This window comes from Rhodococcus sp. BUPNP1 (assembly GCF_002215235.1).
Classification (GTDB): domain Bacteria; phylum Actinomycetota; class Actinomycetes; order Mycobacteriales; family Mycobacteriaceae; genus Rhodococcus.
Genome location: NZ_NERM01000034.1, coordinates 1 through 25,661 on the forward strand (window position 1 = coordinate 1; position 25,661 = coordinate 25,661).

General features: G+C 67.1%; 27 protein-coding genes and 1 tRNA gene. 8 read left to right on the top strand and 20 right to left on the bottom strand.

Features of this window, described 5'->3' with window-relative positions; genetic code table 11:
* The 10 genes from B9C99_RS26045 to B9C99_RS22880 all read right to left on the bottom strand — a co-directional run.
* On the bottom strand, positions 1-288 hold a 288-nt coding region (locus B9C99_RS26045), incomplete at its 3' end, for an HNH endonuclease (RefSeq protein WP_216359320.1).
* A gap of 285 nt (positions 289-573) precedes the next feature.
* Positions 574-1,341 (bottom strand): hypothetical protein, encoded by a 768-nt coding sequence (locus B9C99_RS22845; RefSeq protein WP_088899445.1) that lies wholly within the window; start codon positions 1,339-1,341, stop codon positions 574-576.
* 2 nt (positions 1,342-1,343) lie between these two features.
* Positions 1,344-1,490, bottom strand: coding sequence for a hypothetical protein (locus tag B9C99_RS25965; protein ID WP_172415064.1), 147 nt, complete (start codon positions 1,488-1,490; stop codon positions 1,344-1,346).
* On the bottom strand, positions 1,487-1,849 hold the full coding sequence (locus tag B9C99_RS22850) for a DNA-binding protein (RefSeq protein ID WP_088899446.1): 363 nt from the start codon (positions 1,847-1,849) through the stop codon (positions 1,487-1,489). The genes B9C99_RS25965 and B9C99_RS22850 overlap by 4 nt, the downstream gene beginning before the upstream one ends.
* Positions 1,846-2,022 carry a hypothetical protein gene (locus tag B9C99_RS25970; protein WP_172415065.1) on the bottom strand — a complete coding sequence of 59 codons (177 nt, stop codon included), beginning with the start codon at positions 2,020-2,022 and terminating at the stop codon, positions 1,846-1,848. The genes B9C99_RS22850 and B9C99_RS25970 overlap by 4 nt, the downstream gene beginning before the upstream one ends.
* Positions 2,019-2,315: a WhiB family transcriptional regulator gene (locus B9C99_RS22855; RefSeq protein WP_088899447.1), complete on the bottom strand. Its 297-nt coding sequence runs from the start codon at positions 2,313-2,315 to the stop codon at positions 2,019-2,021. The genes B9C99_RS25970 and B9C99_RS22855 overlap by 4 nt, the downstream gene beginning before the upstream one ends.
* Entirely contained in the window at positions 2,312-4,291 is a 1,980-nt protein-coding gene (locus B9C99_RS22860; RefSeq protein WP_088899448.1) for an AAA family ATPase, read from the bottom strand. The genes B9C99_RS22855 and B9C99_RS22860 overlap by 4 nt, the downstream gene beginning before the upstream one ends.
* A gap of 442 nt (positions 4,292-4,733) precedes the next feature.
* Positions 4,734-4,934, bottom strand: coding sequence for a hypothetical protein (locus tag B9C99_RS22870; RefSeq protein WP_088899449.1), 201 nt, complete (start codon positions 4,932-4,934; stop codon positions 4,734-4,736).
* On the bottom strand, positions 4,931-5,530 hold the full coding sequence (locus B9C99_RS26205) for a hypothetical protein (protein ID WP_253250170.1): 600 nt from the start codon (positions 5,528-5,530) through the stop codon (positions 4,931-4,933). The genes B9C99_RS22870 and B9C99_RS26205 overlap by 4 nt, the downstream gene beginning before the upstream one ends.
* Before the next feature lie 176 nt (positions 5,531-5,706).
* The gene (locus tag B9C99_RS22880; protein ID WP_006553486.1) at positions 5,707-5,913 is read right to left on the bottom strand and encodes a hypothetical protein; all 207 of its coding nucleotides are present in this window, start codon (positions 5,911-5,913) and stop codon (positions 5,707-5,709) included.
* A gap of 137 nt (positions 5,914-6,050) precedes the next feature.
* On the opposite strand from B9C99_RS22880, the gene B9C99_RS22885 reads away from it, so the two are divergent.
* On the top strand, positions 6,051-6,572 hold the full coding sequence (locus tag B9C99_RS22885; RefSeq protein ID WP_088899450.1) for a hypothetical protein: 522 nt from the start codon (positions 6,051-6,053) through the stop codon (positions 6,570-6,572).
* Between the two features lie 3 nt (positions 6,573-6,575).
* On the top strand, positions 6,576-7,760 hold the full coding sequence (locus tag B9C99_RS22890; RefSeq protein ID WP_088899451.1) for a tyrosine-type recombinase/integrase: 1,185 nt from the start codon (positions 6,576-6,578) through the stop codon (positions 7,758-7,760).
* 18 nt (positions 7,761-7,778) lie between these two features.
* Here B9C99_RS22890 and B9C99_RS22895 read toward each other — a convergent pair.
* Together B9C99_RS22895 and B9C99_RS22900 are read right to left on the bottom strand one after the other, a co-directional pair.
* A tRNA-Ser gene (locus tag B9C99_RS22895) sits at positions 7,779-7,863 on the bottom strand.
* A 51-nt stretch (positions 7,864-7,914) separates the two neighbouring features.
* Positions 7,915-8,385, bottom strand: coding sequence for a MarR family transcriptional regulator (locus B9C99_RS22900; protein ID WP_016692668.1), 471 nt, complete (start codon positions 8,383-8,385; stop codon positions 7,915-7,917).
* A gap of 119 nt (positions 8,386-8,504) precedes the next feature.
* Here B9C99_RS22900 and B9C99_RS22905 point away from each other — a divergent pair, with 119 nt between their 5' ends.
* Positions 8,505-9,491 (top strand): NAD(P)H-quinone oxidoreductase, encoded by a 987-nt coding sequence (locus B9C99_RS22905; protein WP_016692667.1) that lies wholly within the window; start codon positions 8,505-8,507, stop codon positions 9,489-9,491.
* Here the strand turns inward: B9C99_RS22905 and B9C99_RS22910 are convergent.
* Positions 9,488-10,687: a cysteine desulfurase-like protein gene (locus tag B9C99_RS22910; RefSeq protein ID WP_016692666.1), complete on the bottom strand. Its 1,200-nt coding sequence runs from the start codon at positions 10,685-10,687 to the stop codon at positions 9,488-9,490. The two genes, B9C99_RS22905 and B9C99_RS22910, sit on opposite strands and share 4 nt — an antisense overlap.
* A 147-nt stretch (positions 10,688-10,834) precedes the next feature.
* Between B9C99_RS22910 and B9C99_RS22915 the strand changes: the two genes are divergently transcribed.
* From B9C99_RS22915 to B9C99_RS22925, 3 genes are all read left to right on the top strand, one after another.
* Complete coding sequence (locus B9C99_RS22915) at positions 10,835-11,422, top strand: bacterial proteasome activator family protein (RefSeq protein ID WP_088899452.1); 588 nt, start codon at positions 10,835-10,837, stop codon at positions 11,420-11,422.
* A gap of 77 nt (positions 11,423-11,499) precedes the next feature.
* Complete coding sequence (locus B9C99_RS22920; RefSeq protein WP_088899453.1) at positions 11,500-12,351, top strand: ABC transporter ATP-binding protein; 852 nt, start codon at positions 11,500-11,502, stop codon at positions 12,349-12,351.
* Positions 12,344-13,234 carry a glycosyltransferase gene (locus B9C99_RS22925; RefSeq protein WP_016692663.1) on the top strand — a complete coding sequence of 297 codons (891 nt, stop codon included), beginning with the start codon at positions 12,344-12,346 and terminating at the stop codon, positions 13,232-13,234. Before B9C99_RS22920 ends, B9C99_RS22925 begins: the two co-directional genes overlap by 8 nt.
* A gap of 12 nt (positions 13,235-13,246) precedes the next feature.
* Here B9C99_RS22925 and B9C99_RS22930 read toward each other — a convergent pair whose 3' ends face one another.
* Complete coding sequence (locus B9C99_RS22930) at positions 13,247-13,735, bottom strand: hypothetical protein (RefSeq protein WP_088899454.1); 489 nt, start codon at positions 13,733-13,735, stop codon at positions 13,247-13,249.
* Positions 13,732-16,191 (bottom strand): molybdopterin oxidoreductase family protein, encoded by a 2,460-nt coding sequence (locus B9C99_RS22935; RefSeq protein ID WP_088899455.1) that lies wholly within the window; start codon positions 16,189-16,191, stop codon positions 13,732-13,734. The genes B9C99_RS22930 and B9C99_RS22935 overlap by 4 nt, the downstream gene beginning before the upstream one ends.
* 143 nt (positions 16,192-16,334) lie before the next feature.
* Between B9C99_RS22935 and B9C99_RS22940 the strand changes: the two genes are divergently transcribed.
* Positions 16,335-18,116 carry a long-chain fatty acid--CoA ligase gene (locus B9C99_RS22940; RefSeq protein ID WP_088899456.1) on the top strand — a complete coding sequence of 594 codons (1,782 nt, stop codon included), beginning with the start codon at positions 16,335-16,337 and terminating at the stop codon, positions 18,114-18,116.
* A 56-nt stretch (positions 18,117-18,172) separates the two neighbouring features.
* Here B9C99_RS22940 and B9C99_RS22945 read toward each other — a convergent pair whose 3' ends face one another.
* The 4 genes from B9C99_RS22945 to B9C99_RS22960 form a co-directional block, all read right to left on the bottom strand.
* Positions 18,173-20,665 carry a response regulator gene (locus B9C99_RS22945; protein WP_253250171.1) on the bottom strand — a complete coding sequence of 831 codons (2,493 nt, stop codon included), beginning with the start codon at positions 20,663-20,665 and terminating at the stop codon, positions 18,173-18,175.
* Positions 20,666-20,823: 158 nt separating this feature from the next.
* A complete protein-coding gene (locus B9C99_RS22950) occupies positions 20,824-21,063 on the bottom strand; it encodes a hypothetical protein (protein WP_232622138.1) in 240 nt (79 codons plus the stop codon).
* A gap of 172 nt (positions 21,064-21,235) precedes the next feature.
* A complete protein-coding gene (locus B9C99_RS22955) occupies positions 21,236-21,883 on the bottom strand; it encodes a TRIC cation channel family protein (protein ID WP_016692655.1) in 648 nt (215 codons plus the stop codon).
* Positions 21,884-21,896: 13 nt separating this feature from the next.
* On the bottom strand, positions 21,897-23,141 hold the full coding sequence (locus tag B9C99_RS22960) for an amidohydrolase (protein WP_016692654.1): 1,245 nt from the start codon (positions 23,139-23,141) through the stop codon (positions 21,897-21,899).
* A 188-nt stretch (positions 23,142-23,329) separates the two neighbouring features.
* Between B9C99_RS22960 and B9C99_RS22965 the strand changes: the two genes are divergently transcribed.
* Positions 23,330-24,178 carry an ABC transporter permease gene (locus B9C99_RS22965; protein WP_006553471.1) on the top strand — a complete coding sequence of 283 codons (849 nt, stop codon included), beginning with the start codon at positions 23,330-23,332 and terminating at the stop codon, positions 24,176-24,178.
* On the opposite strand, the gene B9C99_RS22970 is transcribed toward B9C99_RS22965, so the two are convergent.
* A complete protein-coding gene (locus tag B9C99_RS22970; protein WP_253250172.1) occupies positions 24,166-25,650 on the bottom strand; it encodes a glycosyltransferase family 39 protein in 1,485 nt (494 codons plus the stop codon). The genes B9C99_RS22965 and B9C99_RS22970 overlap by 13 nt on opposite strands.
* Between the last annotated feature and the right edge of the window lie 11 nt (positions 25,651-25,661).

Below are 25,661 nucleotides of genomic sequence, written 5' to 3' on the forward strand. Positions count from 1 at the left end.
GATCAGGCCGGGGTGTGGTTCGGGTGGGCGTCGGTCGCTGCGTCGGCGGGTGCGGCCGTGGCCGGTGTCGTTGCCTCGGCGGGAGTTGCATCCGAGGTGTGCGGGTTGGAGTGGCCCGTGGTTGTCCCCGCCTCGGCTGACGGGTTCGAGGTGGTCGGCGCTGGCGCTTTTGGGGTGCGGCCACTTCAGGGTGGAGTCGATGGGTTCGCCGCACAGGTGGCAGTCGGGGTTGCCACGGAGAACACGGGCACGGTTACGGCGGTATCGACTGTCATTGGTGCGACTCATACGAACCTCACAAGGGGTGGATGTGGGGGTGATTCATCGTTGCTTCCCCCCGTCGTGACCAGTGGTGATGCTGTCCGGCCCCTGGTGTTGGGGTGTCGGGGAGGGATGGGCCGTATGCCAAGGGTCTGCCCGGCTGGGGTGGCGGGGTGGGTAGCTCCTCCCCCTGTTGGTCTGGTGCCCTGGCTGGTGCCGGCCGGGTGAGGTAGCAAGGCAGAAACTCTCCCCGGCCGGCACCGTTCCCTCACGCCCCACATGAGGAGGGATACAGGGCGTGAGGGAAGTTCCTCAGTTGAGCTGCATACGGCTCATGCGGTTCTGTTCGGCTTCTGCTGCTTCGACTCGTTGTGCTGCTTGGAGGTCGGCAACGCGGCGCTGGTAGGTGGCGACGTCGGCGAGGTCGAGGCGGATCCCGAGTCCGGTGAGCTTCCAGTAGTCGATGCTGCCTGCGAGTTGGTGGTCTCGGTAGGTGTGCCAGTCGACTTCTGCGACTCTCAGGACGGCGTAGGCGTTGTTGATGGTGACCTGTCGTGTGGTGGTGGCCCAGGTCTGCCATGCGGTCATGACGTCGCGCAGTGTGGTCAGCGCGTTGGTGGCGGTGGACCAGGCGGTGGAGGCGTCCGGCCCCATCCGCACGACACTCTCGGTGTCGGCGAGGCTGATCCCTCCGAGGGCGTTGTGGGCTGCGGTCAGGTCGGTAGCTGCCTTCTGGAACTGGATGCGCCAGGCGTCGAACAGTAGTCCTTGGTGTTCGATGAGGGCTTCGGTGAGCAGCTGGGCGGCTTCGGCGCGGAGTCCGTGGAGAATCGCGTCGTTGGCGAGGTTCTGTCCGGCGAGCATCCGTTGCACCTCTTTGTCGTCGACGGGGTTCTTGCCGGCGTCGACTGCGCGGATGATCGCGGCGAGCACGTCGTGGTGGGCGGGTGCGACGCTTTCGGCTGCCTTGGCGATGGCCTTGGCGCGGGCCTCGACGGTGGTGATGGGTTCGGGGATGTCGATGCCGAGGCGGCGGATGGAGGCCAGGACCGACTGGGCTTGTGCGAGGTTCAGATCCATGGTTACTCCTGTGTGTCGGCGAAGAGGTGGCGGACGAGTTCACGGGCTTCGGTGACGCCGCGGGCTTCGTCGACGAACTGGTGCAGTTCGGTGTCGGTGAGTGATGCGAGGTAGTCGGCGGCGAGTGCGCGCCGGTCGGGTTCGGTCATGCTGCGGTCCTCTTCTGGTAGTTGGTGACGGCGGTGCGGTCGATCAGCCATCGGCCGGCGTGGAGGGTGCCGCCGAGTTGGGGGGCGAGTCGGCGGGCTTGCCGGTTGCTGATGTCGAGCATCCGCGCGGCCTCCTGTGTGCTAATCCAATCTGCTTGCACCCCAGCGTTGTTCATGGTCTGGCTGGCGGTGTCCTGTTGTCCGTACACGGCCAGTTGGCGTGCAAGTTCGGTGATTTCAGGGGGGACACGTTGCCCGTTGCGCTGTCGTGCGGCGATGGTGACGCGGACGGCGAAACGCACTGCGTTGATGCTGTCGCCGCTGAGGAGGACTACTCCGTCGAGTCGTTGCACGCTCACTGCTGCGTCTCCTCGGCTTGGTCGGCGGCGTCGTGGAGGCGATCGGCGAGGGTGCGGGCTTCGTGGGGTTTCATCGCGATGGTGAGGCCGGCGAAACGCACCAGGATCGGGCGACTGTGGTGCGCGGGTGCAGTTGCCACCTGGGCATCACACGCGTCGGTGATGAGCTTCATGCGGCGGGTTCCTTCCGTCCGGGGCGACCAGGCAGTCCGTGGACCTTGCCGCCCCACATCCCCAAGGGATGGTCTTGTTCGCTCGCTGCGGTTCGGCACAGGCCCTGGACGGGGCAGCGGGTGCATTCGGTTCGTGCCCACGCCAGACGCGCCGACCGGGCCTCGGCGGTCTCGTCGTCGAGTTCGGCATCGAACAGCGGGGATCGGCCGGCGCATCTGGCACCGGTGAGACGTTCATCGACGAGGCTTGCGATGGGATCGGGGATCTGCGGAGATCGGGCGGTCCGCGTCATGCTGCGTCACCTCCAAACAGTTCGGTGCGGTGGTTTGCGCGTCGTTCACAGTCGGGGTGCATGGCCATGCCGGTGGCTACTCCGTCGAGGGGAAAACCACACTCGGGGCACCCCGGAATTGCAGTCAGGTCGCCAGTGGGGCCATTCACGAATGTGTGGCCCGACTGCGAATCAGCCACAGTGGGGACACACTGTTTCCGCAGGTCATCCCCAGTTGGGCCAGTGGGGCCAGTCGGGCCATGCATGAGATCTGACTGTTCGTCGTGGCCCGACTGTATGGGCAGTGCCCATCGGGTCGTTCTCGGGAATCCTTCGGTCGTGTAGACGACACCGAGTTCCTTCGCGGCGCGCTTGAGTGTGCGTTCGGCGATGCCGGCCTTTCGGGCGTCGTTCTTCACGTCCTTTCCGGGGGTGCGACCGTGCTCGGTGAGGTAGTCCTCGAGCCATGCCGCGGCTTCGCTGCGATCCTCGCGGTCGGTCCCGTCCGGCTCGGCGAGTAGTTCTCGGGCGTCGCGGTTGGTCTCCCCCAGCCAGTGCAGCGCGCCGACTTCGGTGTCCCCGTCCTCGGTCGTGATGGTCGTCGAGACAATCTCAGCTTCCATCGATCGGGTGCGCGGCGCGAGGTTGCCCTTGGTGTTGGTGACGACGAGGTTTCCGGTCTCGTCGTCCTTGGCGACCGAGAGCACCGAGCGAGCCACCTGAGACCAGGCGATCGATCCGAGGATGAGTTTTCCGGTGTCGGCCCCGTCCCTCTTCCCGAAGTGGCACAGCCCGAACACCACGCAGCCCTGCCGGGAAGCGAGCTGCGCGAGTGGTTCGAGGTACTGCCGGACCGCGCGGTCGTCCTTGCCGGACAGTTCCGAGGACATGCTCGAGGTGGCGGCGTCGAGGACCACGAATGCCACCTGGTGCTGCGCGATGACCTTTTCGAGCGCGAGGGTGTCGAGCGGCAGGATCAGTGTTCCCGAGTCGGTGTGTGAGGTCTCCACGTCGACGAACAGCACCCGCTCCATGTCGGCCCCGGCGGCTTTGAGTCGCGGGGCGACGGTGAACTCTCGCGAGTCCTCAGAGTGCACGTAGAGCACGTTTCGGGGTGTGCCGTGCAACTCCCCCTCGAGCTGGCCGCGGGTGACCTGAGCACAGATCTGAGCGGCGATGGTGGACTTACCGAGTCCTTCGCGGCCGGCGAGCAGGGTGAGGGACCCGGCGGGAATCCAATGCTCCATGACCCACTTGACGCGCTGCATCTTCACGTCGGCTCCGCGGGTGACTTTCAGTCGGCGTCCGGCGTTGCCGTCCACGTCGACAACCACGAGCTCGTCGAGTCCGTATCCGGCTGCGATGTGGTCGGCGGCGTCCTTCCCCGATGCCGCCTGCGTCACTGCCACACCCGCGGCGATGGGTTCCACGATCTCGTGCACCTGCATCGCGTGCTTGTGCCCTGGTCCGTCATCGTCGGCGACGATCACCACGGTGTGTCCGGTCAGCGGTGACCAGTCGAACAGGTGCGCTTTGCCCGCTCCCATCGCGGAACACACCGCGACACCACCGACGGATTCGATGGCGTGTACATCCTTCTCACCCTCGACGACGTAGACCGGTGTGCCGGTGGCGAGCTGGTCCAAGCGTTCGACGCGGTAGAGGTCCCGGCCTTTGGTGTTTCCGGCCTGCCGGAACTTCTTGCGTCCCTTGTCGTCGTAGGTGCGGTGTACGGTGCGCCCGTCCCGGTATGTGTAGCTGGCACCGGCGGTGTCGTCGAACAGGTCCCGCATGGTCAGCCCTACCGCGTCGAGTACGGCCTGTTTGTCGTCGGCGTGACTGTTCATCAGAACCTGGTCGGAGATCTGCCGGAAGGTCACCGACCGATCCGCCGGCGAGTGTCCGGGGGCCTGAGCGGATGCGGTGTCGCCGGGGCCGTCCTTCCAGATGAGTCCCTGGTCCTGCCAGCGGTCGCGGAGGCGGTCGAGTGCCCTCATGCGGCCTCACCTTCGACCTGTAGAGCGGTGCGCCGCCATACCCGTGCCGGGGCGTCCCAATCGCCATCTGCGGCACGAGGGCCGTACCCGTGGAACTCGATGTACCCGCGGCGGTTCAGCTCTCGCACGAGGGCTCCCAAGCGGCACGGCTTGTCATTCGCGTGCGGCGGCAGGTACAGCGCCATCTGTGCGGCTGTGAACGTCGTTCCGGAAGGCTGGTGAGCGATCCACTGCTGCGCCACGGCGAGCAGGTCGCGGTGGGCTGCGTTGAATGCGCTGTCTGGTCCGTCCGCGCTAGAGTTATTGTGACGCATGGTGTTGCGTCGTCCTTTCGTTCTGCACGGCCGGGGAGTTTGTCGACTCCCCGGCCGCATCGGGAAGATTTCTTTGGTTCCCATTTCGCAGAGGTGCGGGGATGTGCGAATCGGGACAGCGGGTTACGTCACGGGATGCGTCTCCTGCCTGTATGGAGCGCTTCGGTGAGGTGGTCGCGTTCGAGGTGGGGGCGTCGGCGCATCGCAGTCGAGGCGTCCTCTCCGAAGCCGTCGCGGTCGGTGACCTGCCGGTCGACGATGTGCGCGAGGATCAGGGCGATGTTCTCGGCGAGGAGTGCGACGACGAGGAAGAGTTCGAGGTCGGTCACTGTCCGGCCTCCGTGATGTACCGGTACGCCGTCGTGATCGCGTTCGTCACCTGCTGGAAGTCCTCGAGCTGGTCGGGGAGGATGCACAGGTCGTGGAACATTTCGCCGCCCTGCATCCCGGTCGAGTCGATGGTGATTTCGACTTCGCTGTGAGGTCGGCCCTGTTCGATGCTGTCGTGTCGCCACACCTGGCCGGTGAACACTCCGCAGGTGACCTGGGCGAGAAGGAAGTTATCCCCATCGCCCCAATCGGCATCGGGTCCGAGCGTTTCGAGGTTCTGGTAGACCGTGGGGATCGGGACAGCGAGGATCCCCTCGGGTGCGTAGTCGATGGTGTTGGCCGCGGGTTCGTCCTCGGGCACCGGCTGGTCGGATCGAAGGATTTGGTACTCGACTTCGAGGCCGACTGTGGTGGTCATGCGTACGTAGTCGCCGGTGGTGACGGTGTATTCGATTGCGTCCCATCCGAACCGTCGGGTCACGTCGGCGTTGATCAAGGCGATCGCGCCGGGGAAGTCCTGGGCGTGAGCGACGATCTGCTGTAGCCCGGCGACGATCAGGCGCACCATGTAGCTCTGGGGGTCGGTAGACTGCATGTCAGAATCTCCTGCTTCCTGGTTGGTGGATTCGTTGCCCTCGATGCCCTGGCCGGCATCGGGGGCGTTCTCATTCGGTCGCTCGGTGTAGTCGTGTTCGACTCCGAGCAAGTGGTGTAGGCGACGGGGGTAATCGCACCCGACACAGGTCGGTTCGGCGCCGAAGTAGCCGGCCATCATGCAGCACCGGGACGATCGTCGGTGCGCTGCATGAGATTCGCCTCGGTCCAGGCGTAGACATCCGCCCAGCGGTAGAGAACGCGGCGACCGTGCTTCACGAACTTCGGGCCGATACCGCGATAGCGATCGTTGGCAAGCTTCGCTGTAGTGGTCCGCAGATATCCGGCGACTTCCTCGGCCGTGGCGAGCGGTGATTCTGTCATCTTCCTCGATCCTCCTCGTTTCTGATTGGGTGATTTATCACCCGCGCATTCCGTTGTACAGTGAGTGAGCGCGATATGCAAGACTCAGTCACGACAGAGTGTTGAAAAACCCGCTCACAACGAGGCACGCTTAGCGAATGCCGAAGATCAGTAAGAGGTCGACACCCATGCCAAACCACGAGGTCGCACCGGGACTACTCGGCTACGAAGAACTCGAGGTCACCTCGGGGCCAGACGACGGGCTGGCTTATAACGTGACCGCAAGAATTGAGCCGAACGGCGGAAAGTACGTCGTCACAAGACTCGTCGCAGAGCAGCTGCCCGATGGTCCACCGATCCAACGGGGAGAACTTGCGAAGATCTCGATGGAGCCGTTCATCCGAGAGGCGGCGCGAGAGATCAGCGTTGCCACGGGCGAGAACACCAGCCGGCCAATCGCAAGCGCACCCGAGTTCTGGGACCGCATCGAATTCGACAAGACGATCACAGAAGAAGACCTTCCCCAGCTCGCAGCGCTGTACCGATGGATTCGGCTGCAGGACGGTCGGCCGACGACTGTGATGTCACGCGACTTCGCCGTATCCCCTGCCACCGTGCGCCGGTGGCTCGTTCGGGCGGTCGAGGCTGGATATCTCACTCAGGACGAACGGACCAAGTAATCGATGGCGACGATTGAGTCCTACGACACCGCGGCCGGCAAGCGGTACATGGTTCGCTTCCGCACGCCCGATCGCGTCCAGTCGAAGAAACGTGGCTTCAGGACGAAGCGGGACGCCGAACGGTTCGCGGCCACCGTGGAGGTCGAGAAGATGCGCGGCGAGTACGTGCCGCCGTCCCTCGGCCGCATCACCGTCGGCGAGCTGGCGCCGGAGTGGCTGGCGCGCAAGAAGGTCGACACGAAAGCCTCGACGTACAACGCAATCGATTCATCGTGGCGTACGCACGTCGAACCGCGGTGGTCGTCCACACGGATCGCTGACATCAAGCTCGGCACGGTCGAACGGTGGATCGCCGACATGGGGCGCGACGAGCTCGACGAAGCCGGAGAGATCGTCGTGAAGGGATCCGGGGCCACCGTGGTGATCCGTGCGTACGGGGTCCTCGCGGGGATCCTGGACGACGCGGTGAAGAACGGGCGGATCGTGAAGAACCCAGCCCGCGGAGTCGAGAACCTGCCACGGAAGTCGAAGCGTCGACACAAGTACCTCACAGCTGACGACGTTGCGTCGCTGGCACATGAGGCCGGCCGAAACGGTGCGCTCGTCCTGGTGCTCGCCTACTGCGGACTTCGGTGGGGTGAGGCGATCGGGCTACGGGTACGGGACATCGACTTCCTGCGACGGCGTCTCACCGTGCACGAGAACGCGGTCCAGGTCAGAACGAAGCACGTCGTCGGCACCACGAAGGGCGACAGGGTCCGATCCGTGCCGGTGCCGGCCTTCGTCCTCGACGAGCTGGCGAAGCAGTGCGAGGGACGCGGCCGCGACGATCTCGTCTTCCCGGGCCGTGACGGAAAGCACATGCGCCGACCGGTCAGCCACAGCGGATGGTTCGAGCTGGCAGTGAAGCGCGCGGGAATCGAACGCGTGACTCCGCACGATCTACGGCACACAGCGGCCTCTCTGGCTGTCGCGGCCGGAGTGAACGTGAAGGCTCTCCAGCGGATGCTTGGGCACGCCTCGGCAGCGATGACACTCGACACGTACAGCGACCTGTTCGACGAGGATCTGGACGCCGTTGCGGTCGTGCTCGATCACGCCTACTCGACAGCAGGTGTGCCCAAAATGTGCCCACCGGACACTGACGAGCACACTCCTCGGACACAAAAAAGCTCCTCACCTGCGTGAACAAGTGAGGAGCTTCGGCGGAAGCGGAGGGATTTGAACCCCCGTTGGTGTTACCCAAGCTCGCTTTCAAGGCGAGTGCATTCGGCCGCTCTGCCACGCTTCCGTGGCAGATCCTAACCGCTCGACGCAAGCAGGGCCTAACCGCTTCGCGACCTCAGCGGTCGGCCAGAGTGTGCTCGACGCGCGCGAAGACCCGCGCCAGCATGTCGAGTTCGTCGGCCGACAGCAGGTCGATGAGGTAGTTGCGCACGTCGTCGACGTGGGTGGGGGCGGCCTCCGCCAGACGCCGCCGGCCCTCCTCGGTGATGGTGGCGAGCACACCGCGACCGTCGTCGGGGCACGAACTGCGCACGACCATCTTCTCCTGCTCCATCCGCCGGATCTGATGGGTGAGACGACTGCGCGAGGACAGCACGCCGTCGGCGAGGTCGCTCATGCGCAGGGCGCCGTCGGGGGCTTCGGAGAGCATGACCAGGATCCGATATTCCGCCAGCGACAGGTCGTGTCGATCGTTGAGGGACCGACCGAGGGCGCTCATGAGACGGTTGTTGCCGTCCATGTAGAGACGCCAGGCCTCCTGCTCCTTTGCGGTCAACCACTTGGGTTCGTCTCGTTCGCTGGTCACGCCGGGAGTGTAATGCCGACGGCCCGATCCGGTTACTGCACGGTAGTTTCGAGCAGGTGAGCGCGCCGCGAGCGGAGTGATCATCCCCTCACCGCGTCGCACGCGATAGCGTCGAACACATGCATGCAATCGTCGCCACCGAACCCGGTGGTCCAGAAGTTCTCCGGTGGACCGAGCAGCCCGACCCGGACCTGCCTCCCGGGCACGTACTTCTCGATGTCGCGGCGACCGCGGTCAACCGCGCCGACCTGCTGCAACGACGCGGCCTCTACCCGCCGCCCCCGGGGGCGAGCGACATCCTGGGCCTCGAATGCTCCGGAGTGATCTCCGAACTCGGAGAGGGTGTGACGGGCTGGAACATCGGCGACAAGGTCTGCGCCCTGCTCACCGGCGGCGGTTACGCCGAGAAGGTCGCGGTCCCCGCCTCCCAGCTCCTGCCCGTCCCGAAGGGCATCGACCTCGCGGTCGCCGCGTCGCTTCCCGAGATCGCGTGCACGGTGTGGTCGAACGTCGTGATGACGGCCGGCCTGAAGCGCGGCGACGTCCTACTCGTGCACGGTGGCGGCGGTGGCATCGGCACGCACGCCATCCAGGTGGGCAAGGCGCTCGGCGCGAAGGTGGCGGTGACGGCTTCGGCCGGCAAGCTCGACCGCTGCCGCGAACTCGGCGCCGACCTGGCGATCGACTACCGCGAACAGGACTTCGTCTCCGAGGTGCGCAACACCTTCGGTGGCGCCGACGTGGTGCTCGACAACATGGGCGCGAAGTACCTGTCCCGGAACATCGACGTCCTCGCTCCCGACGGATGGCTCGTCGTCATCGGCATGCAGGGCGGCACCAAGGGCGAACTGCACCTCGGCAAGCTGCTCGCCAAGCGCGGTCACGTCGCCGCGACCGGTCTGCGCGGCCGTCCGGACTCGGGTCCGTCGGGCAAGAGCGAGATCATCGACTCCGTGCGCGCCAATCTGTGGCCGCTCATCGAGGAGGCGAAGGTCCATCCCGTCGTGCACGCCGAGCTGCCGATCACCGAGGCCGCCCGGGCACACGAACTGCTCGACAGCCCCGAGACCGTCGGGAAGGTCGTGTTGCGGATCGAACGCAACTAGAGGTTGCGGAGCTCGCGGACGAGCTGATCCACCTCGAAGCTCGTGGTGTACGGGGCGAGGCCGATGCTCACCGCTCCCCCTTCGTCGCTGACGCCGAGGGAGTCGAGGAGCCGGCTCGATCCGCGGGTGCTCGCCACCGTCGCGATGCGGCGGTCGGCGAGATGCGCGGCGACCTTCTCGGCCGGGACGCCGTCGACGGTGAAGCTGAGGGTGGGGACGCGGCTCGATGCGCGGCCGAGCACGATCACGCCGGTGAGGCTGTCGAGCTGCCGCATGAGGCGGTCGAACAGCACGTCCTGGTAGTTCTGCATCGAGCTGATCGAGATGTCGAGACGCTCGCGGCGCGTACCGGTGGCGTCGTCGTCCAGCGAGGCGATGAAGTCGATGGACGCGGGGATACCGGCGAGCAGACCGAACTGGTGACCGCCCACCTCGAGACGTTCGGCGCCGCGCGCATGCGGGTTCAGCGACATCGCCGGGACCCGTTCGAGATGCGAGGGGTCGGCGAAGACCAGCGCACCGATCTGCGGGCCACCCCATGCGGCGATGTCGACGGTGATGACGTCGGCGCCGAGATCGTCGATGTCGACGTGGGCGTAGGGGGCGGCGCCGGCGGCGTCGACGACCATGAGCCCACCGACCTCGTGGACGAGATCCGCGACGACCCGCACGTCGGGCGCGGTGCCGACGATCGACGACGCCGCGGTGAGCGCGACGAGCCGGGTGGTGGGCGTGATGAGTTCCTCGTACTGCCAGGTGGGCAGTTCGCACGTCTCGATCTCGACCTCGGCCCAGCGCACCTGCGCGCCGTAGCGGCTCGCGACCCGCAACCAGGGAGCGATGTTCGCCTCGTCGTCGAGCCGTGAGAGGACCATGCCGGTGCCGAGCCCGAGGCGGGAACTGAGCGCTTCGGCGAGCCAGGCGAGCAGCACCGCGTGGCTCGGACCCAGGACGACGCCGTCCGGGTCGGCACCCACGAGTTCCGCGACCGCGACGCGCGCCTCCTGGAGGATCGCGGCGCTGCGACGCGACGACAGGTGCCGTCCGGTCGACGACGCGGCCGAGTTGCGGAAGGCAGTGGACACGGTGCGCGACACCACGTCGGGGATCTGCATACCGGCCCGTGGATCGAGATGGATCCACCCGTCCCCGAGCGAGGGGATCAACCCCCGGATCCGGGCAACGTCGTAAGCCATGGCAGACACTCTAGGTCCCGATGTCAATCGGGACGCGCCGTACCTGCACTCGGCGTTGCCGTCTCGGTAGGCTCGATCGGGGTACCCGGCACTCCGGGACCTTCGGGCAACCGGGCACCCCCGGGGTGGGAAAGGGAGAATGGAGCCATGACGCATCCGGACAACGACCAGGTTCTCGTGATCGGACCCGACGGCCGACCCATCCGTGTCTCCCGTGAGGAGGCGGCCCGTGTGGAGGCCGACGGCCGGCCGGAGGAGGAGGAGAAGACCGAGAACGGCGGCGAATCCCTGGCCGACATGGTCGAGCAGCCGGCGAAGGTCATGCGGATCGGCACCATGATCAAACAGCTCCTCGAAGAGGTGAAGGCCGCGCCGTTGGACGACGCCAGCCGCACCCGGCTCAAGGACATCCACCTGTCGTCCATCCGCGAACTCGGTCAGGGCCTCGCCCCCGACCTGCGGGAAGAACTCGAGCGGCTCGCGCTGCCCTTCGGTGAGGACGCAGTGCCCTCCGACGCCGAGCTGCGCATCGCGCAGGCCCAGCTCGTCGGCTGGCTCGAAGGTCTGTTCCACGGCATCCAGACGGCGCTGTTCGCTCAGCAGATGGCCGCTCGTGCCCAGCTCGAGCAGATGCGTCAGGGAGCCCTCCCGTCCGGTGCCGTGCACGGCGGTCACGGCCAGAACGATCAGCAGATCCCCGGCCAGACCCACCCCGGAACCGGCCAGTACCTGTAGTCCCACCGGGTACGCCCCGGGACTCGGGTATCGGCGCGACGGGTACGCTCGGGTCCCGTGTCAGCGTCTGGAGCAGCATCGTGAGTCGGGTCAGCATCGAAACGCGCGGCGCGTGCGTCGACTTTCCCATCTTCGACGCCAAGACCCGCTCCTTGAAGAAGGCCTTCCTGGGTAAGGCGGGCGGAGCGATCGGCCGCAACAACTCCGACGTCGTGGTCGTCGAGGCTCTGCGCGACATCACGATGTCGCTGAAGGAAGGCGACCGCGTCGGGCTCGTCGGCCACAACGGCGCCGGCAAGTCCACGCTGCTGCGTCTGCTCTCGGGGATCTACGAGCCCACCCGCGGCCACGCCCGGGTGAAGGGCCGCGTCGCGCCGGTGTTCGACCTCGGCGTCGGCATGGACCCGGAGATCTCCGGTTACGAGAACATCGTCATCCGCGGCATGTTCCTCGGGATGAGCCGCAAGCAGATGCTGGCCAAGGTCGACGAGATCGCCGAGTTCACCGAGCTCGGCGACTACCTCAACATGCCGCTGCGCACCTACTCGACCGGTATGCGGGTGCGCGTCGCGCTCGGCGTGGTCACCAGCATCGACCCCGAGATCCTGCTGCTCGACGAGGGCATCGGCGCGGTCGACGCGGAGTTCATGAAGAAGGCGCGCGTGCGTCTGCAGGATCTCGTCGCGCGTTCGGGCATCCTCGTGTTCGCCAGCCACTCCAACGAGTTCCTCGCCCAGCTGTGCGACCAGGCGATGTGGATCGACCACGGTCAGATCCGTGAGCAGGGCGACATCGAGCACGTGGTGCGCGCCTACGAGGGCGACGAGGCCGGCGATCACGTGCGCACGATCCTCCACGAGCTCGAGCGTGAGCGGATCGCGAAGTCCCCCCACGACGCCGCGGCCTCGACGGGTTCGAACGGTGGCTGACGAACGGATCATCGGCGTCGTCGTCACGCACCGCCGTCGTGAGCTGCTGGCGGATTCGCTGAAAGTTCTTGCCTCGCAGTCCCGTCCGCTCGACCATCTCGTGGTGGTCGACAACGGCGACGAGGACGCGGTGCGCGAGCTCGTCGACGCCGTGGACCTGCCCACGAGTTATCTCGGTTCGAAGCACAATCTCGGCGGCGCGGGCGGCTTCGCCCTCGGCATCCTGTACGCACTGTCGCTCGGAGCCGACCGGGTGTGGCTCGCCGACGACGACGGCCGCCCCGAGGGACCGGACGTGCTCGCGACGCTGCTCGACTGCGCGCAGCGCAACGGCCTGGCCGAGGTGTCGCCGGTCGTGTGCGACATCGCGCAGCCCGATCGCCTCGCCTTCCCGCTGCGCCGCGGTGTGGTGTGGCGGCGGTGGCGGCACGAACTCGGCGACGAGGACCTGCTGCCCGGCATCGCCTCGTTGTTCAACGGCGCCCTCTTCACGGCCGCGGCGATCGACGCGGTGGGCGTGCCCGACCTGCGCCTGTTCGTCCGCGGCGACGAGGTCGAGGTGCACCGCCGTCTCGTCCGGTCGGGCCTGCCGTTCGGCACCTGTTTGCAGACGGCCTACCTGCACCCGGACGGTGCCGACGAGTTCAAGCCGATCCTCGGTGGCCGGATGCACACGCAGTATCCGGACAACGACACCAAGCGGTTCTTCACCTACCGCAACCGCGGTTACCTGCTCTCGCAGCCGGGACTGCGCCGGTTGCTGCCCCAGGAATGGGTGCGGTTCGGCTGGTACTTCCTGATCACCCGCCGCGACCCGGCCGGCCTGCGCGAGTGGATCCGGCTGCGCAGACTCGGGCGCGAGGAGAGGTTCGAACGGCCCTGACGGTGGCACCGCTCAGTCGGTGACGACCGTCTGTGCGGCGATCTCCTTGAGTTTCGCGTTCGCCCAGCGCAGTTGACGCAGGGTCTGGGGATGGCAGCGTTTCGAGAGGGCGAGCAGTTCGCGGTCGCTCAGGGCCTGCGCCGTCTGGGCGAGGATCTCCCAGTCGAGCGAGACGCCCGCCGCCATGCGGTGCACGGTGCGCAGGTCCCGCAGCAGCAGGACACTCGGGGCGTGCCGGCGTCCGAGCATCTCGCTTCCCTTCCGCCGCACCTCTGCGAGCACCTCGTGGACGCCCTGGGGCTCGTCGTCGAGATCGAGGTCGTAGTCGTGACCGACGCGGGCGAGTTCGCGCACGTGCTGCTGCGACCAGCCGGCGATGTCGCGGGCCACGTGGAAGATCTCGTGGTCGACCTTGTGCCGGTCCGCGGTGCGCAGCAGTTCGGTCGCCAGGTCGTTCTCCGATCGGTGCAGTTCACGGATCGCCAGGGACACCTTGTTCATCGCGGCCCTCCGTCGTCGAGCGTCTCGGTGATCTCGGCGTCCGGTCCACCCGAAGTGGCAGGCACAGCGTCGGAGACGGGCGCCGAGGCGGTGGTGGTCGGCGCCGCGGACGGCCCGTCGTCGGCGACGGCGACCCGTTCGACGCGCGCGGCACCCGACTTGAACAGGGGTTGCTTCGACGCCGGGTCCCAGTCGGTGAAGGTCAGTTCGTTGGCCGCGCGCCCCTCGAGCGCCGGTTCGTGACCCGCGGGGGTGTCCCAGTAGCCGTAGTGGAACGGCAGGAACAGCACCCCGGTCCGGATCCCGCTGATCCGCAGCCGCGCGGTGACGTGCCCGCGCGGGGTGTCGACCCGCAGCAGGTCGCCCTCCGACCAGCCGTGCCGCTCGGCGTCGCTCGCCGACATCTCCACCCACACTTCCGGGGCAGCGCGTTGCAGTTGCGGGGCGCGACCGGTCTTCGTGCGGGTGTGGAAGTGGTAGAGCGTGCGGCCGGTGGTGAGCAGATAGGGATACTCGTCGGAGACCGTCTCGTGCGGGGGAAGATACTCCCCCGCCTTGATGATCGCCTTGCCGAAGGGATTCAGAGCCTGGTACTCGGTGGGTTCGACCGGCGCCCCGGTGACCATGTCGCGTCCGTAGTTCTCGCAGTAGTCCGGTGCGGCCCAGAACTTTCCGCCCTCGTAGAGACGTTCGGTCCCGTCGGGAGCGTCGGCGTTGCACGGCCACTGGATTCCGCTTCCGCCACGGAGTTTCTCGTAGGTGATGCCCGTGTAGTCGCAGGGCCGCCCGGCCGTGCACTCCTTCCACGCCTCGAAGGCCTCCTCGGGCGTGGACCACTTCACGAGCGGGTCGCCGTCCTTGTCCCGCAGGTCGAGCCGGCGCGCGTAGTCGACGAAGATGTCGAGATCGGGCCTGGCCTGTCCGGGTGGTTCGACGGCCTTCTCCGACAGGTGCACGGTCCGGTCGGTGTTGGTGAACGTGCCGGTCTTCTCACCCCACGTCGCGGCGGGCAGGACGACGTCGGCGAGCTGCGCGGTCTCGGACAGGAAAATGTCCTGCACCACGAGGAAAAGCCTGTCCTGGGTGAGGATCTCGCGCACCCGGCGCAGTTCCGGCAGGGACACGGCCGGGTTCGTCCCACTCACGTAGAGGAAGCGGATCGAGCCGTCCTCGACGTACCGCATCATCTGCATCAGGTGGGTGGGGGCGGTGTAGTGCGGGATCCGCATCGGATCGATGTTCCATACCCGCGCGAGGTCCTCGACGTGCGACTCGTTGGCCCAGTTGCGGAAGGCCGGCAGGTCGCCGTCGGCGCCGCATTCGCGGGTGTTCTGCGCGGTGGGCTGCCCGTTCATCTGGAGGACTCCGCAACCGGGCCTGCCGAGCATGCCGCGCACGAGATGGATGTTGTTCACCTGCACGGCGGCCGCGGTGGCCTGATGGGACTGGTAGAAGCCCTGCAGAACCGTCGAGAGCAGCCGCTCCGCCGTGCCGAGCAGGCGAGCGGCCTCCCGCAGATCCTCGATGGGGACGTCGCAGATCTCGGCGGCCTTCTCGAGGGGATAGTCGTCGAGCTGGGTGCGCAGTTCGTCGAATCCGACGGTGTGGTCCTCGATGTACTTCTCGTCGATCCACCCGCGTCGCAGGATCTCGTGGAGCAGCCCGTTCATGAGGACGACGTTGGTGCCCGGGCGCGGGGCGAGGTGCACCGTCGCGGCCCGCGCGACCGGCGTCCGCCGCGGATCCACACAGATCACCGCGGGCGGATTCGGTCCGGCGAGCCGGTCGAGGATCCGCGTCCACGTCACCGTCTGTGTCTCGGCCATGTTGTGTCCGTACAGCGCGATGACGTCGGCATGGTCGATGTCGGCGTAGGAGCCGGGTTGGCCGTCGCACCCGAAGGACTGTTTGAGGGCAGCGGCCGCCGTCGCCGTGCACAGCCTCGTGTTGCCGTCCATGTGGTTGGTGCCGATGCCACCGTGCCCGATGAGTGCGAGGGTGTAGTACTCCTCCAGGAACAACTGTCCGGTGGTGTAGAAACCGACCGAGCTGGGGCCGCGCTCGTCGAGCAGCTGCTTCGTGCGACCGGCGACGGCATCCATCGCGGTGTCCCAGTCGGTCTCGACGAGCTTGCCGTCGCGGCGGATCAGCGGGGTGGTGAGCCGATCCTCCGAGTGGTTCGCCTGCCAGCCGAACAGGTCCTTGGGGCCGAGCCGGCCGTGGTTGACCCGGTCGACGGCGCGTCCGCGCACCCCCACCATGCGCCCGTCCTTGACGGCGATGTCGAGGCCGTCGCCGTTGGAATGCAGGATGGTCGCCGACTGCACCCACCTGTCGACGTCGTCCTCGATCAGTCCGTCGGCGAGATAGGTGTCGACGCGGGTGGGCCAGTGTTCCCCGGGTCCGTAGGGTGTGCGCGAACCCCACGGATCCGCGATGCGATCCACGGTGGTCATATCCCCGGCGGTACCCGAGACGGGCAGGACCAAACGCCTGCCTGCATCGCCGCTGGATTCCGGCGCAACAATCCGGCAAATCCGACCACGGATGTACGCACTTCGTCCTACACTTTCGCCACACTCGACCTCGGGAGCCAGTGATGACCCCTCGTGCCACCTCACCGTCGACCCTCTGCGAAGCCTTCCAGACCACCGCCGCGGCGTACCCCGACAAGGTCGCGCTGCGCACCCCCGACGATTCCGTCTCCTACACCTGGCGCCAATACGCGCAGCGCGTCGAACGCCTCGCCGCCGGACTCGCCGGACTCGGCGTGAACCGCGGGGACACCGTCGGCCTCATGCTCACCAACCGGCCCGAATTCCACCTCCTCGACACCGCCGCCATCCACCTCGGCGCGGTGCCGTTCTCGATCTACAACTCGCTGACCGCCGAACAGATCTCGTACGTGCTCGGCAACGCCGGCAACCACGTGATGATCGCCGAGGAACAGTTCGTCCCCGTCCTGCGGCAAGCGATCGGTGACACCAAGGTCGAGCACCTGGTGTGCATCGACGGCAAACCCGAGGGCACCATGTCCCTCGACGACCTCGAGGCCGCCGCCGACCCGTCCTTCGACTTCGAGGCCTCCTGGAAGGCCGTGCAGCCGTCCGACCTGCTGACCCTCATCTACACCTCCGGCACCACGGGCCCGCCGAAGGGTGTCGAACTCACCCACGCCAACCTGCTCGCCGAACTCGAGGCGACGAGCTCGTATCTGCCCACCGGTCCGGACGACCGGATCCTGTCGTATCTGCCCGACGCGCACATCGCCAACCGCTGGGGTTCGCACTACTCGAGCCTGTACAGCGGCATGCAGATCACCACGCTCGACGACCTCAAGCAGGCCATCACCGTGCTGCCGAGCCTGCGGCCGACGCTCTTCGGCGCCGTCCCCCAGGTCTGGTACAAGCTCAAGGCCGCGATCGACAAGACCCTCGCCGAGGAGACGAGCCCGATCAAGAAGAAGCTCGCCTTGTGGGCAATCGACGTCGGACGCAAGCGTGCACGGCTGCAGTCCGACGGCAAACCGGTCCCCCGCACCCTCGAGGTGCAGCACGCGGTGGCCGACAGGCTGGTGCTGTCCGCGATCCGCGGCAAGCTCGGCCTCGACCAGGTCCGCGCCGCCGTCACCGGTGCCGCGGCGATCTCACCGGAGGTCCTCGAGTTCGTTCTCGCCCTCGGCATCCCGTGTTCCGAGGTGTGGGGCATGTCGGAGACCTCGTGCGTGGTCACGATGAACCGGCCGGGCGCCATCCGCATCGGCACCGTCGGGCAGGCCGTGCCGTGCGCGCAGATCAGGATCGCCGAGGACGGCGAACTGCTCGTCTCCGGTCCACTACTGATGAAGGGTTACCGCAACGACCCCGAGAAGACCGCCGACGCAATCGATTCCGACGGCTGGTTGCACACAGGCGACATCGGTGAGATCGACGCGGACGGCTACCTGCGGTTGATCGACCGCAAGAAGGAGATCATCGTCAACGCGGCGGGGAAGAACATGTCGCCCGCCAACATCGAAGGCGCCCTGCGGGCCGCTTGCCCGATGCTCGGTGGCGCCGTCGCCATCGGCAACGACCGCCCCTACAACGTCGCGCTGCTCGCGCTCGATCCCGATGCCCTGGCCGTTTTCGCCGAACAACACGGTCTCAGCGGAACCCACGAGGAGCTCTCCCGGCATCCGGTGGTCCTCGAGTCGATCGCGAAATCGGTCGAGGAGGCGAACAGCAAGTTGTCGCGGGTCGAGCAGATCAAGAAGTACACGGTGCTGCCGACGATCTGGGAACCCTCCGGCGACGAGCTGACCCCGACGATGAAGCTCAAGCGCAAGCCCATCGATGCGAAGTATGCCGAGGAGATCGACAAGCTGTACGCGGGGGCCTGATCCGTCACCGCGCTCACGGTCTGCAGTAGCAGCGGCGGAACCGAAGGCGCAGAGCACTACCCCGACGAATTGCTGAGCGAGGCGGTGTAGTCACCGACGATCTGCTCGGCGATCTCACGCACCTTGACGTTGCGGTGCTGGGAGAAGGCGACGAGTTTGTCGAACGCCGCGTCGGCGTCGCACTTGAACGTGGCCATCATCAGTCCGACGGCCTTGCTCAGTGTCGACCGGGTCTCCAGGGCCGTCTTCAACTGGTCGGACTCACGCTCCCGCGCGGCGAGCATCTGCTCACGCAGCCACGACAATTCGAGATTCACGCGCACACGGGCGATGAGCTCGTCGGGATGGAACGGTTTGGTGATGTAATCGTCGGCGCCGGTACGCAGACCGCCGATCGTGGCCTCCGCGCCGGCCCGTGCCGTCAGGAGGATGACCGGCAAACGGGAGGTCGCCGGGTCGCGGCGGATCTCCCCGAGCAGCTCCACCCCGTCCCGACCGGGGAGCATGATGTCGCTGAGGACGAGATGCGGCGGTCGCGATCGGATCCGCTCGAGGGCGGCATCGCTGTCCCCCACCGCATCCACGTGCCAGCTCTGGCGACGCAACAACTGCGTCAGATAGTCACGCATGTCCGCGTTGTCCTCGATCACGAGGATCCGTGGCAACGATTCCACATCCTCTCCCTGCGTGGACGATTCGTCCTCGTCGAAAGCGACCCTGTCCCACTGTTGCGCTTCGCCGATGTACATGGCGCTCAGATCCCCCGGGACGGTTCCCGCCGGCGACTCCGAGGTCGGGTCGAGGACGCGGGGAACGGACACGGTGAAGGTGCTGCCGTGCCCGAGCTCACTGGACACGGTCACACTTCCGCCGAGCGTGTGGACCCAGTCCGAGACGAGGGACAGACCCAGCCCGATGCCTTCCTGACTGCGTCCCCCGACGCTCTCGACGCGATGGAACCGTTCGAAGATGCGACCGAGCTCCGATTCCGGAATGCCGAGACCGGTGTCGGCGACCTTCAGGACCAGCAGATCGTCCTCGACGTCCAGATCCACATCGATCGATCCCGAGGGGGTGTACTTGATCGCGTTCGAGAGCAGGTTCAGCACGATATGGGCCCACGTCTGGGGATCGAGCCGGGTCTGCTCGGCCGCCGCGTCGGCGATCCGGCTGCGCAGGTCCAGGCCCGCACGTTGAGCCGCGTCGGTGAACAGGTCCACACATTCGGCCGTGAGCGCCGCCGGATCGGTCGACCTCAGGGGCTTTCGCGACGGGTCGGTCTCGGCACGCGTCGCTTCGAGCAACGCGTCGACGAGTCGCCGCAACCGGATCGCGGCGCGCTGAGAGACCTCCAGCGACTGTCGCTGCGCGTCCGTCAGCGTCGTGGCCTCGTCGAGCATGCTCTGCAACGGGCCGAGGAGCAGTGTGAGCGGTGTGCGGAACTCGTGGCTGATCGATTCGAGGAACCGGGTCTTGGCAGCGTCGAGCGCCGCGAACGCATCGGCCCGGCGACGCTCGGCATCCATCGCCGACGCATCACGCAGCAGTCCCGAGATCTTGGTGGCGACGAGTTCGACGAAGGTGGAGTACGCGGCGTCGAACACCCGGTACGGACTCAGTCCGACGGCGAGGACACCGAGCGGGAAGTCGTGTCCCGACGCCGTCAACGGCACGAGGAGGATGGTGCCGATCGGATGGTCTCCGAGGGTTCGCTGCGGGTCGAGCAGATTCGGGGAACGCTCGGCGACGCCGGAGACGACGAAGGGTTCGGAGGCCCTGGCGGCCTTCGACAGCAGCTGGTCCTCATCCGGTCCGAGCAGGGAACCAGAGAAGCCGGGCTTCGTTCCGATTGCGGCGAGCTGCTTCCAGTTCGGTTGCGGATCATCGGGATCCACCACCCGACTGTCGAGGAACAGCGCGGCCAGCGGAATGTCCTGATGACTGGGCGCGAGCGCGTCCAACGCGTTCCGGCACGTCTCGATCACCGACATTCCCGAATCGGTGATCGCCACCGTGCCGAGACGGCTCAGGGCCTCCAGACGACGCTCACCGAGCACCCGCGAGGTGACATCGGTGGTCGCGACGAACACCCCTGCCACCTCGCCGGACTCGTCGCGGATCGGGCTGTAGGAGAAGGTCCAGTAGGTCTCCTCCTCGTAGCCGTGGCGCTGCATGAACAGCAGTTCCTCTTCGGCGAAGGTCGCCGTACCCGCCATCGCCCGTTCGACGCGGGCTCCGACCTCGTCCCACACCTCGTGCCAGCACTCGGGTGCCGGCTGGGCGACCGCCGCGGGGTACTTGTCACCGAGGACGGGGATGATCGCGTCGTTGAAGAGTTGCACCAGCTGCGGTCCCCACCACAGGAGCATCGGCACCTCGGACGGCAGCACCGTCCGCACCGCCATGCGCAGCTCCGCGGGCCACGACTCCACCGGCCCCAGGGGCGTAGCCGACCAATCGGTCTTCCGAAAGCGTTCCTGGCTTTCTCCCGGTCCCGCGAACAGGCGCTCCGCCGACCACACCTCTCCCGACTCGGCTGTCGCCCTCATGCCCCGTCACTCCCATCTCCGGTACTTCCCGCCGCCATTCTCCCCTCATATCGCGCAGTGCGACGCCACAAAGAGGACATACAACCTCCTTTCCTCAGGTGGGCGGTGGTGGCGGTTCGTCGGGGAGGGAGAGAACGGCGTGGTCGGCAGCCGACCGGCTATTTCGGGCACGTCCCGGCGTAGCGATCCAGAGCGAGGCCGCCGTTTCGCTTCTTGCTGCGTCCGGTCGGTCCGCTCTTCGGCGAGCGCACCCAGGTGCCGGACGAGTCGAGTCCGGGCATGCGTTCGCTTCCGAACCTGCTGTACCGGGTCTCACCGTCGACGGTCAGCACACCGTCCTGCACGTCGATGTGCGCGACGGTCGCCCAGTACGAGTTCTTCCCGTTGCCGACGTACACGAGGATCTCGTCGGCGTGGTGGGCGCAGATACAGCCGGCGGCGGAACTGTACGAGTGGCCGGGCGACTCGGGCCAGATGGTTGCGGACGGCGACGGAGACTGACGTACGGCCGATCGAGTCCGGCGTTGTTTGCGAGAACGCATCGAAAATCGACAACAACACCGGTTTCGGTCAGGCCGGTTTCGGTGGGTCGGGGTCGTCGAACCCCCGCGGACGCGGCGCGTCGAGATCGTAACGGACCCCGACCATTCGGATGACGAAGCACAACGCCGCAGCCCCGAGCGCTGCGGGCGGCGTGGGCACCTCGAGACTCTCGCAGACGACGAGGACGGTCGCGGCCACCAGCGCAGGAATGGCATACAACTCGCTGTTCAACACGACCGGAACCCGCCGGATCAACACGTCGCGCACCGTGCCGCCCCCGACCCCGGTGATCGTGCCCAGGATGATCGCCTGCACCGGACCCAACCCGAAATCGAGGGCCTTACCCGCACCGGTGACGGCGAACAGACTCAAGCCTGCGGCGTCGAACACGGTGATCGGCTTGGACAATCGCTCCAGCTTACGGCCGAAGAGAGCGAGAAGGCTTCCGGCAGCGGCCACCGCGAGATAGCGCCAGTCGCTGAACGTCGCGGGCGGAAGGTCGTCGATCAGGATGTCGCGGATGATCCCGCCACCGAGCGCGGTCACCATCCCGAGCGTCACCACGCCGACGATGTCGATTCTCGCGACCCGCACGGCGGTGAAGGCGCCGTTGACAGCGAAGGCGAAGGTCCCGAGCAGATCGAGTACGAGCAGCAACGTGCTCTGGGTAGTCACGCGTCTCCGTCCGTCATGCAGTCCCCAGGAACGCCCGCGCAGCGACGGTCAGAGCAGCCGTCCCGGCGTCGAGGGTGGGCTGCAGCAGCGGAGCGAACTTCGACGAGTGGTTGACCGGAACGTCGTCGGCGATGCGCCCCTCGACTTCGGCCTGACGGTAGAGCTCGGGATCGGTGCCACCTATCCCCCAGTACGTGTACGGAATGCCGAGCGCGCGGGGAATGACGCTGAAGTCCTCACTGGCCGTCTGCAACGGAAGTTCACCCGCGTCGTCCCCGAAGTGCTCGGCGAACGCCGCCGCGACCCGCTCGGTGACCACGGGGTCGTTGTCCGTCATGGGGTACTGGTCGAACAGTTCGAACTCGGGTGGTCGCGGCGAACGGGAGGCGTCGCACTCGGCGACGACGATCCGCTTCACAGCGGTGAGGATCGCATGGCGGGTGTCCTCGTCGTAGGTGCGGAGGTTGAGCAGGATCGTCGCCTTGTCCGGAATGACGTTGCTCTTCGTCCCGGCCTGAATACTGCCGACGGTCAGTACCGCAGGCTCACCGGGCCGGGTCTCCCGCGCGATGATCGTCTGCAACCGGACGACGATCATCGCGGCGAGTACCACCGGGTCGACGGAGGCCTGCGGCATCGACCCGTGCGCGCCCCGGCCGTGAACGGTGATGCGCATGCTGTCGGCGGCCGAGAGGGTCGGCCCGCTGCGCGTGCCCACGAGCCCGGCCGGGAAGGCCAGGACGTGCTGGCACAATGCCACGTCGACCTTCCCGACGATCCCGGCGAGCCCGTCGTCGACCATGCGCCGGGCGCCGTCGGCGACCTCCTCCCCCGGTTGGAACACCGCGACCAGCCGCCCACACCACTCGCCGGCGCGGGACAACAGTTCCACCGCGCCGACGAGGCACACGACGTGCATGTCGTGCCCGCAGGCGTGCATGACAGGCGTCGCGTTGCCGTCCGCGCCGGTCGCGGTCACGGAACTGGCGTAGTCCAGACCGGTCTCCTCCCGAACCGGCAGGGCATCCATGTCGGCGCGCAGCAGCACGCCGGGCCCGTCACCTCGCTGTAGGACCCCGACGACACCCGTGCCACCCACACCGGTGTGCACCTCGCACCCGGCGGCCCGTAACCGCGCGGCGACCTCGGCGGCAGTGCGCGACTCCTGGTGCGACAACTCCGGGTGGGCGTGCAGGTCGCGGTAGAAGTTCTCCTGGTCCGCGCGGATCTCGTCCAAGCCCTGCAGAGCAAGCGTCATGACGTCTCCTCGGTGGTCGGATCGGTGGTACCACGGTCCGGATACCGCACCGGACCGCAATCGACACGGGCGTGCGGTTCTCGTCGAGAAAATCGTGCAAGATCGACAGGACCTGCGCATCCGTCGGGAGTCCCGCTGACCCCGCGCCCCGGCAGGTCACATTTGCGCCGCGGGTAGGCTCGGGACCCGTGTCTGATGCCCTCACCGTCGACGACGAACCCATCGAGTCGTCCTCACGCTCGTTCCGGCGCGCGTTCCAGGATCTGCGCGAAGGCTTCAACCACCGCGAACTGTGGTTGCTGCTCGGCTGGCAGGACATCAAGCAGCGCTACCGCCGGTCGGTGCTCGGTCCGTTCTGGATCACGATCGCCACGGGTGTGTCGGCGATCGCGATGGGTGTGCTCTACGGCACGCTGTTCAACCTCGATGTCCCGGAGTTCCTGCCGTACGTCGCGCTCGGCTTCATCATCTGGAACCTGATCCAGGGGTCGATCCTCGAGGGCGCGGACGTGTTCATGTCCAACGAGGGCCTGATCAAACAGCTGCCGACGCCGCTCAGTGTGCACGTCTATCGGCTGGTGTGGCGGCAGATGATCCTGTTCGCGCACAACATCGTCATCTACATCGGCATCTTCATCTTCTTCCCACGTCAGCTGTACTGGACGGCCTTCCTCGCCATCCCGGCGCTGGCATTGATCGCGATCAACGCGGTCTGGGTGTCGCTGGTGTTCGGCATCCTCGCCACGCGCTACCGCGACATCGCGCCGCTGCTCGGCAGCATCGTCCAGCTGCTGTTCTTCATGACGCCGATCATCTGGACGGAGAAGACACTCGAGGGCACCGGCAACGAAGGTCGGGCGCGGATCGCGGAGATCAACCCGCTCTACCACTTCCTCGACATCGTGCGGACCCCGCTGCTCGGCGGCGACCAGCAGCTCTACCACTGGGTCATCGTCCTGATCATCACCGTCGTCGGCTGGGGTATCGCCCTGCTCGCGCTGCGCAACTACCGCTCGCGCGTCGCCTACTGGGTCTGAGCCGGTTCGAGCCGGACCAGCTGTGAACGGTGGATCGGCTCCCTGTCGGTGATCCGGAAACCGACGGCCTCGAGCTCCCGGTAGGTGTCGGTCTCGGTGAACCGGTGGGGTTCGAACCTCCACCACACGTTGTTCGGGTGCCACACCCGGAAGCCGGTCTCGCGCTCGCCGTCGGCGATCACCCACAGCACCTCGCACCGGGCCGCCGCGCGTCGGGCGAGTTCCGGTGGCGGGGCGTCGGTCGACCACAGGTTCACGCGGTCGACGGCGTCGTATCCGAGCCCCACGTCGTCGAGACCCTCCACCGCGTCGGGCCGGGCGTCGACGACGGCGCGCAGTGACGTCGGTGCCCACGAGACTCGCGGTTCGAAGGCGACACAGTCGCCGGGTTCGGCGCGTTCGACGAGCCGGTCGGCGATCACGCTGTAGTCCATGCCGCCAGGCTTGCCGAACGGCTGTCGCTGCTGCACGTAGGCCGGCGCGACGCTGACGGCGACCGCGGTCAGCACGATCAGCATCGACCACCAGCGGGTCGCGACACGGGCGGCGGCCCAGCCCACCAACAGCACCATTGCGGGAACCGTGAAGGACAGATAGCGCTCGAGGTACATGTTGTCCTCGAGCAGCGAGTAGCCGAGCAGCAGCACCATCGGCACGGCGAAGCCCGGTACCGCGAGCCAGAGCAGGGTGCGCTCCCCCGGCTCCACACCACGACGGACCGCGACGATCACCCCAGCGACGGTGATCGCGGCGAACAACGCCGCCGTCCACGGGGCCTGCGGGAACCACTGGTCCAGGGCGATCGTGCGGACGATCATCGAGTCGAGCGGGGGAATCCACGCGACCTGCTCGGCCTGCGAGTAGGCAAGCAGGACGAACGGCGTCGACAAGGCCGCGCCAACCCCTGCGGACAGCAGGAACGCGCCGCGCCCACGACCACGGACCAACACGGTGAGGAGATGCGCGACGACGACCGTCGCGGAGTACACGAACATCACCGTCGCGACCGGCAGGACGACGGCGTACAGGGCCCACCAGCGTCGACGGCCGGTCGTGCACCCGAGCGCGACCAGCAGCGACAACACCGCGACCAGCGCCGCGGCGAAGGCATAGGACCGCGCTTCGGTGGCCGCCCAGGTCACCCGCGGCGACAGCGCGAACAGCACCCCGGCGGCGATCCCCACGCGACGACCCGCCAGCACCTGGCCGGTCGCGGTGACGGCTGCGGCACCCACCCCGAGCGCGAGCACACCGGGCAGGCGAGCGGTGAACTCGTCGACGCCCACCAGCGAGAACCAGTAGTGCAGCAGGAGGTTGTGCAGGCCGTGGACGGCGTCGATCCGGGTGTGGACGCGGAGCATCCCCTCGACGGACCGGTCGGCACTCGAGATGGTCGCGGCCTCGTCCCACCACAGCGAGGGCACCCACGAGAACGCCCCTGCGACGAGCACGGTCGCAACCCCGATAAGCACGGGAAACAACC

Bases quoted from the DNA above. Each gene is read 5' to 3' on its own strand.
- B9C99_RS22845 (WP_088899445.1), bottom strand. From the start codon at position 1,341: ATGGATCTGAACCTCGCACAAGCCCAGTCGGTCCTGGCCTCCATCCGC.
- B9C99_RS25965 (WP_172415064.1), bottom strand. From the start codon at position 1,490: ATGACCGAACCCGACCGGCGCGCACTCGCCGCCGACTACCTCGCATCA.
- B9C99_RS25970 (WP_172415065.1), bottom strand. From the start codon at position 2,022: ATGAAGCTCATCACCGACGCGTGTGATGCCCAGGTGGCAACTGCACCC.
- B9C99_RS22855 (WP_088899447.1), bottom strand. From the start codon at position 2,315: ATGACGCGGACCGCCCGATCTCCGCAGATCCCCGATCCCATCGCAAGC.
- B9C99_RS22860 (WP_088899448.1), bottom strand. From the start codon at position 4,291: ATGAGGGCACTCGACCGCCTCCGCGACCGCTGGCAGGACCAGGGACTC.
- B9C99_RS26205 (WP_253250170.1), bottom strand. From the start codon at position 5,530: ATGCAGTCTACCGACCCCCAGAGCTACATGGTGCGCCTGATCGTCGCC.
- B9C99_RS22880 (WP_006553486.1), bottom strand. From the start codon at position 5,913: ATGACAGAATCACCGCTCGCCACGGCCGAGGAAGTCGCCGGATATCTG.
- B9C99_RS22885 (WP_088899450.1), top strand. From the start codon at position 6,051: ATGCCGAAGATCAGTAAGAGGTCGACACCCATGCCAAACCACGAGGTC.
- B9C99_RS22890 (WP_088899451.1), top strand. From the start codon at position 6,576: ATGGCGACGATTGAGTCCTACGACACCGCGGCCGGCAAGCGGTACATG.
- B9C99_RS22905 (WP_016692667.1), top strand. From the start codon at position 8,505: ATGCATGCAATCGTCGCCACCGAACCCGGTGGTCCAGAAGTTCTCCGG.
- B9C99_RS22910 (WP_016692666.1), bottom strand. From the start codon at position 10,687: ATGGCTTACGACGTTGCCCGGATCCGGGGGTTGATCCCCTCGCTCGGG.
- B9C99_RS22915 (WP_088899452.1), top strand. From the start codon at position 10,835: ATGACGCATCCGGACAACGACCAGGTTCTCGTGATCGGACCCGACGGC.
- B9C99_RS22930 (WP_088899454.1), bottom strand. From the start codon at position 13,735: ATGAACAAGGTGTCCCTGGCGATCCGTGAACTGCACCGATCGGAGAAC.
- B9C99_RS22935 (WP_088899455.1), bottom strand. From the start codon at position 16,191: ATGACCACCGTGGATCGCATCGCGGATCCGTGGGGTTCGCGCACACCC.
- B9C99_RS22940 (WP_088899456.1), top strand. From the start codon at position 16,335: ATGACCCCTCGTGCCACCTCACCGTCGACCCTCTGCGAAGCCTTCCAG.
- B9C99_RS22945 (WP_253250171.1), bottom strand. From the start codon at position 20,665: ATGAGGGCGACAGCCGAGTCGGGAGAGGTGTGGTCGGCGGAGCGCCTG.
- B9C99_RS22960 (WP_016692654.1), bottom strand. From the start codon at position 23,141: ATGACGCTTGCTCTGCAGGGCTTGGACGAGATCCGCGCGGACCAGGAG.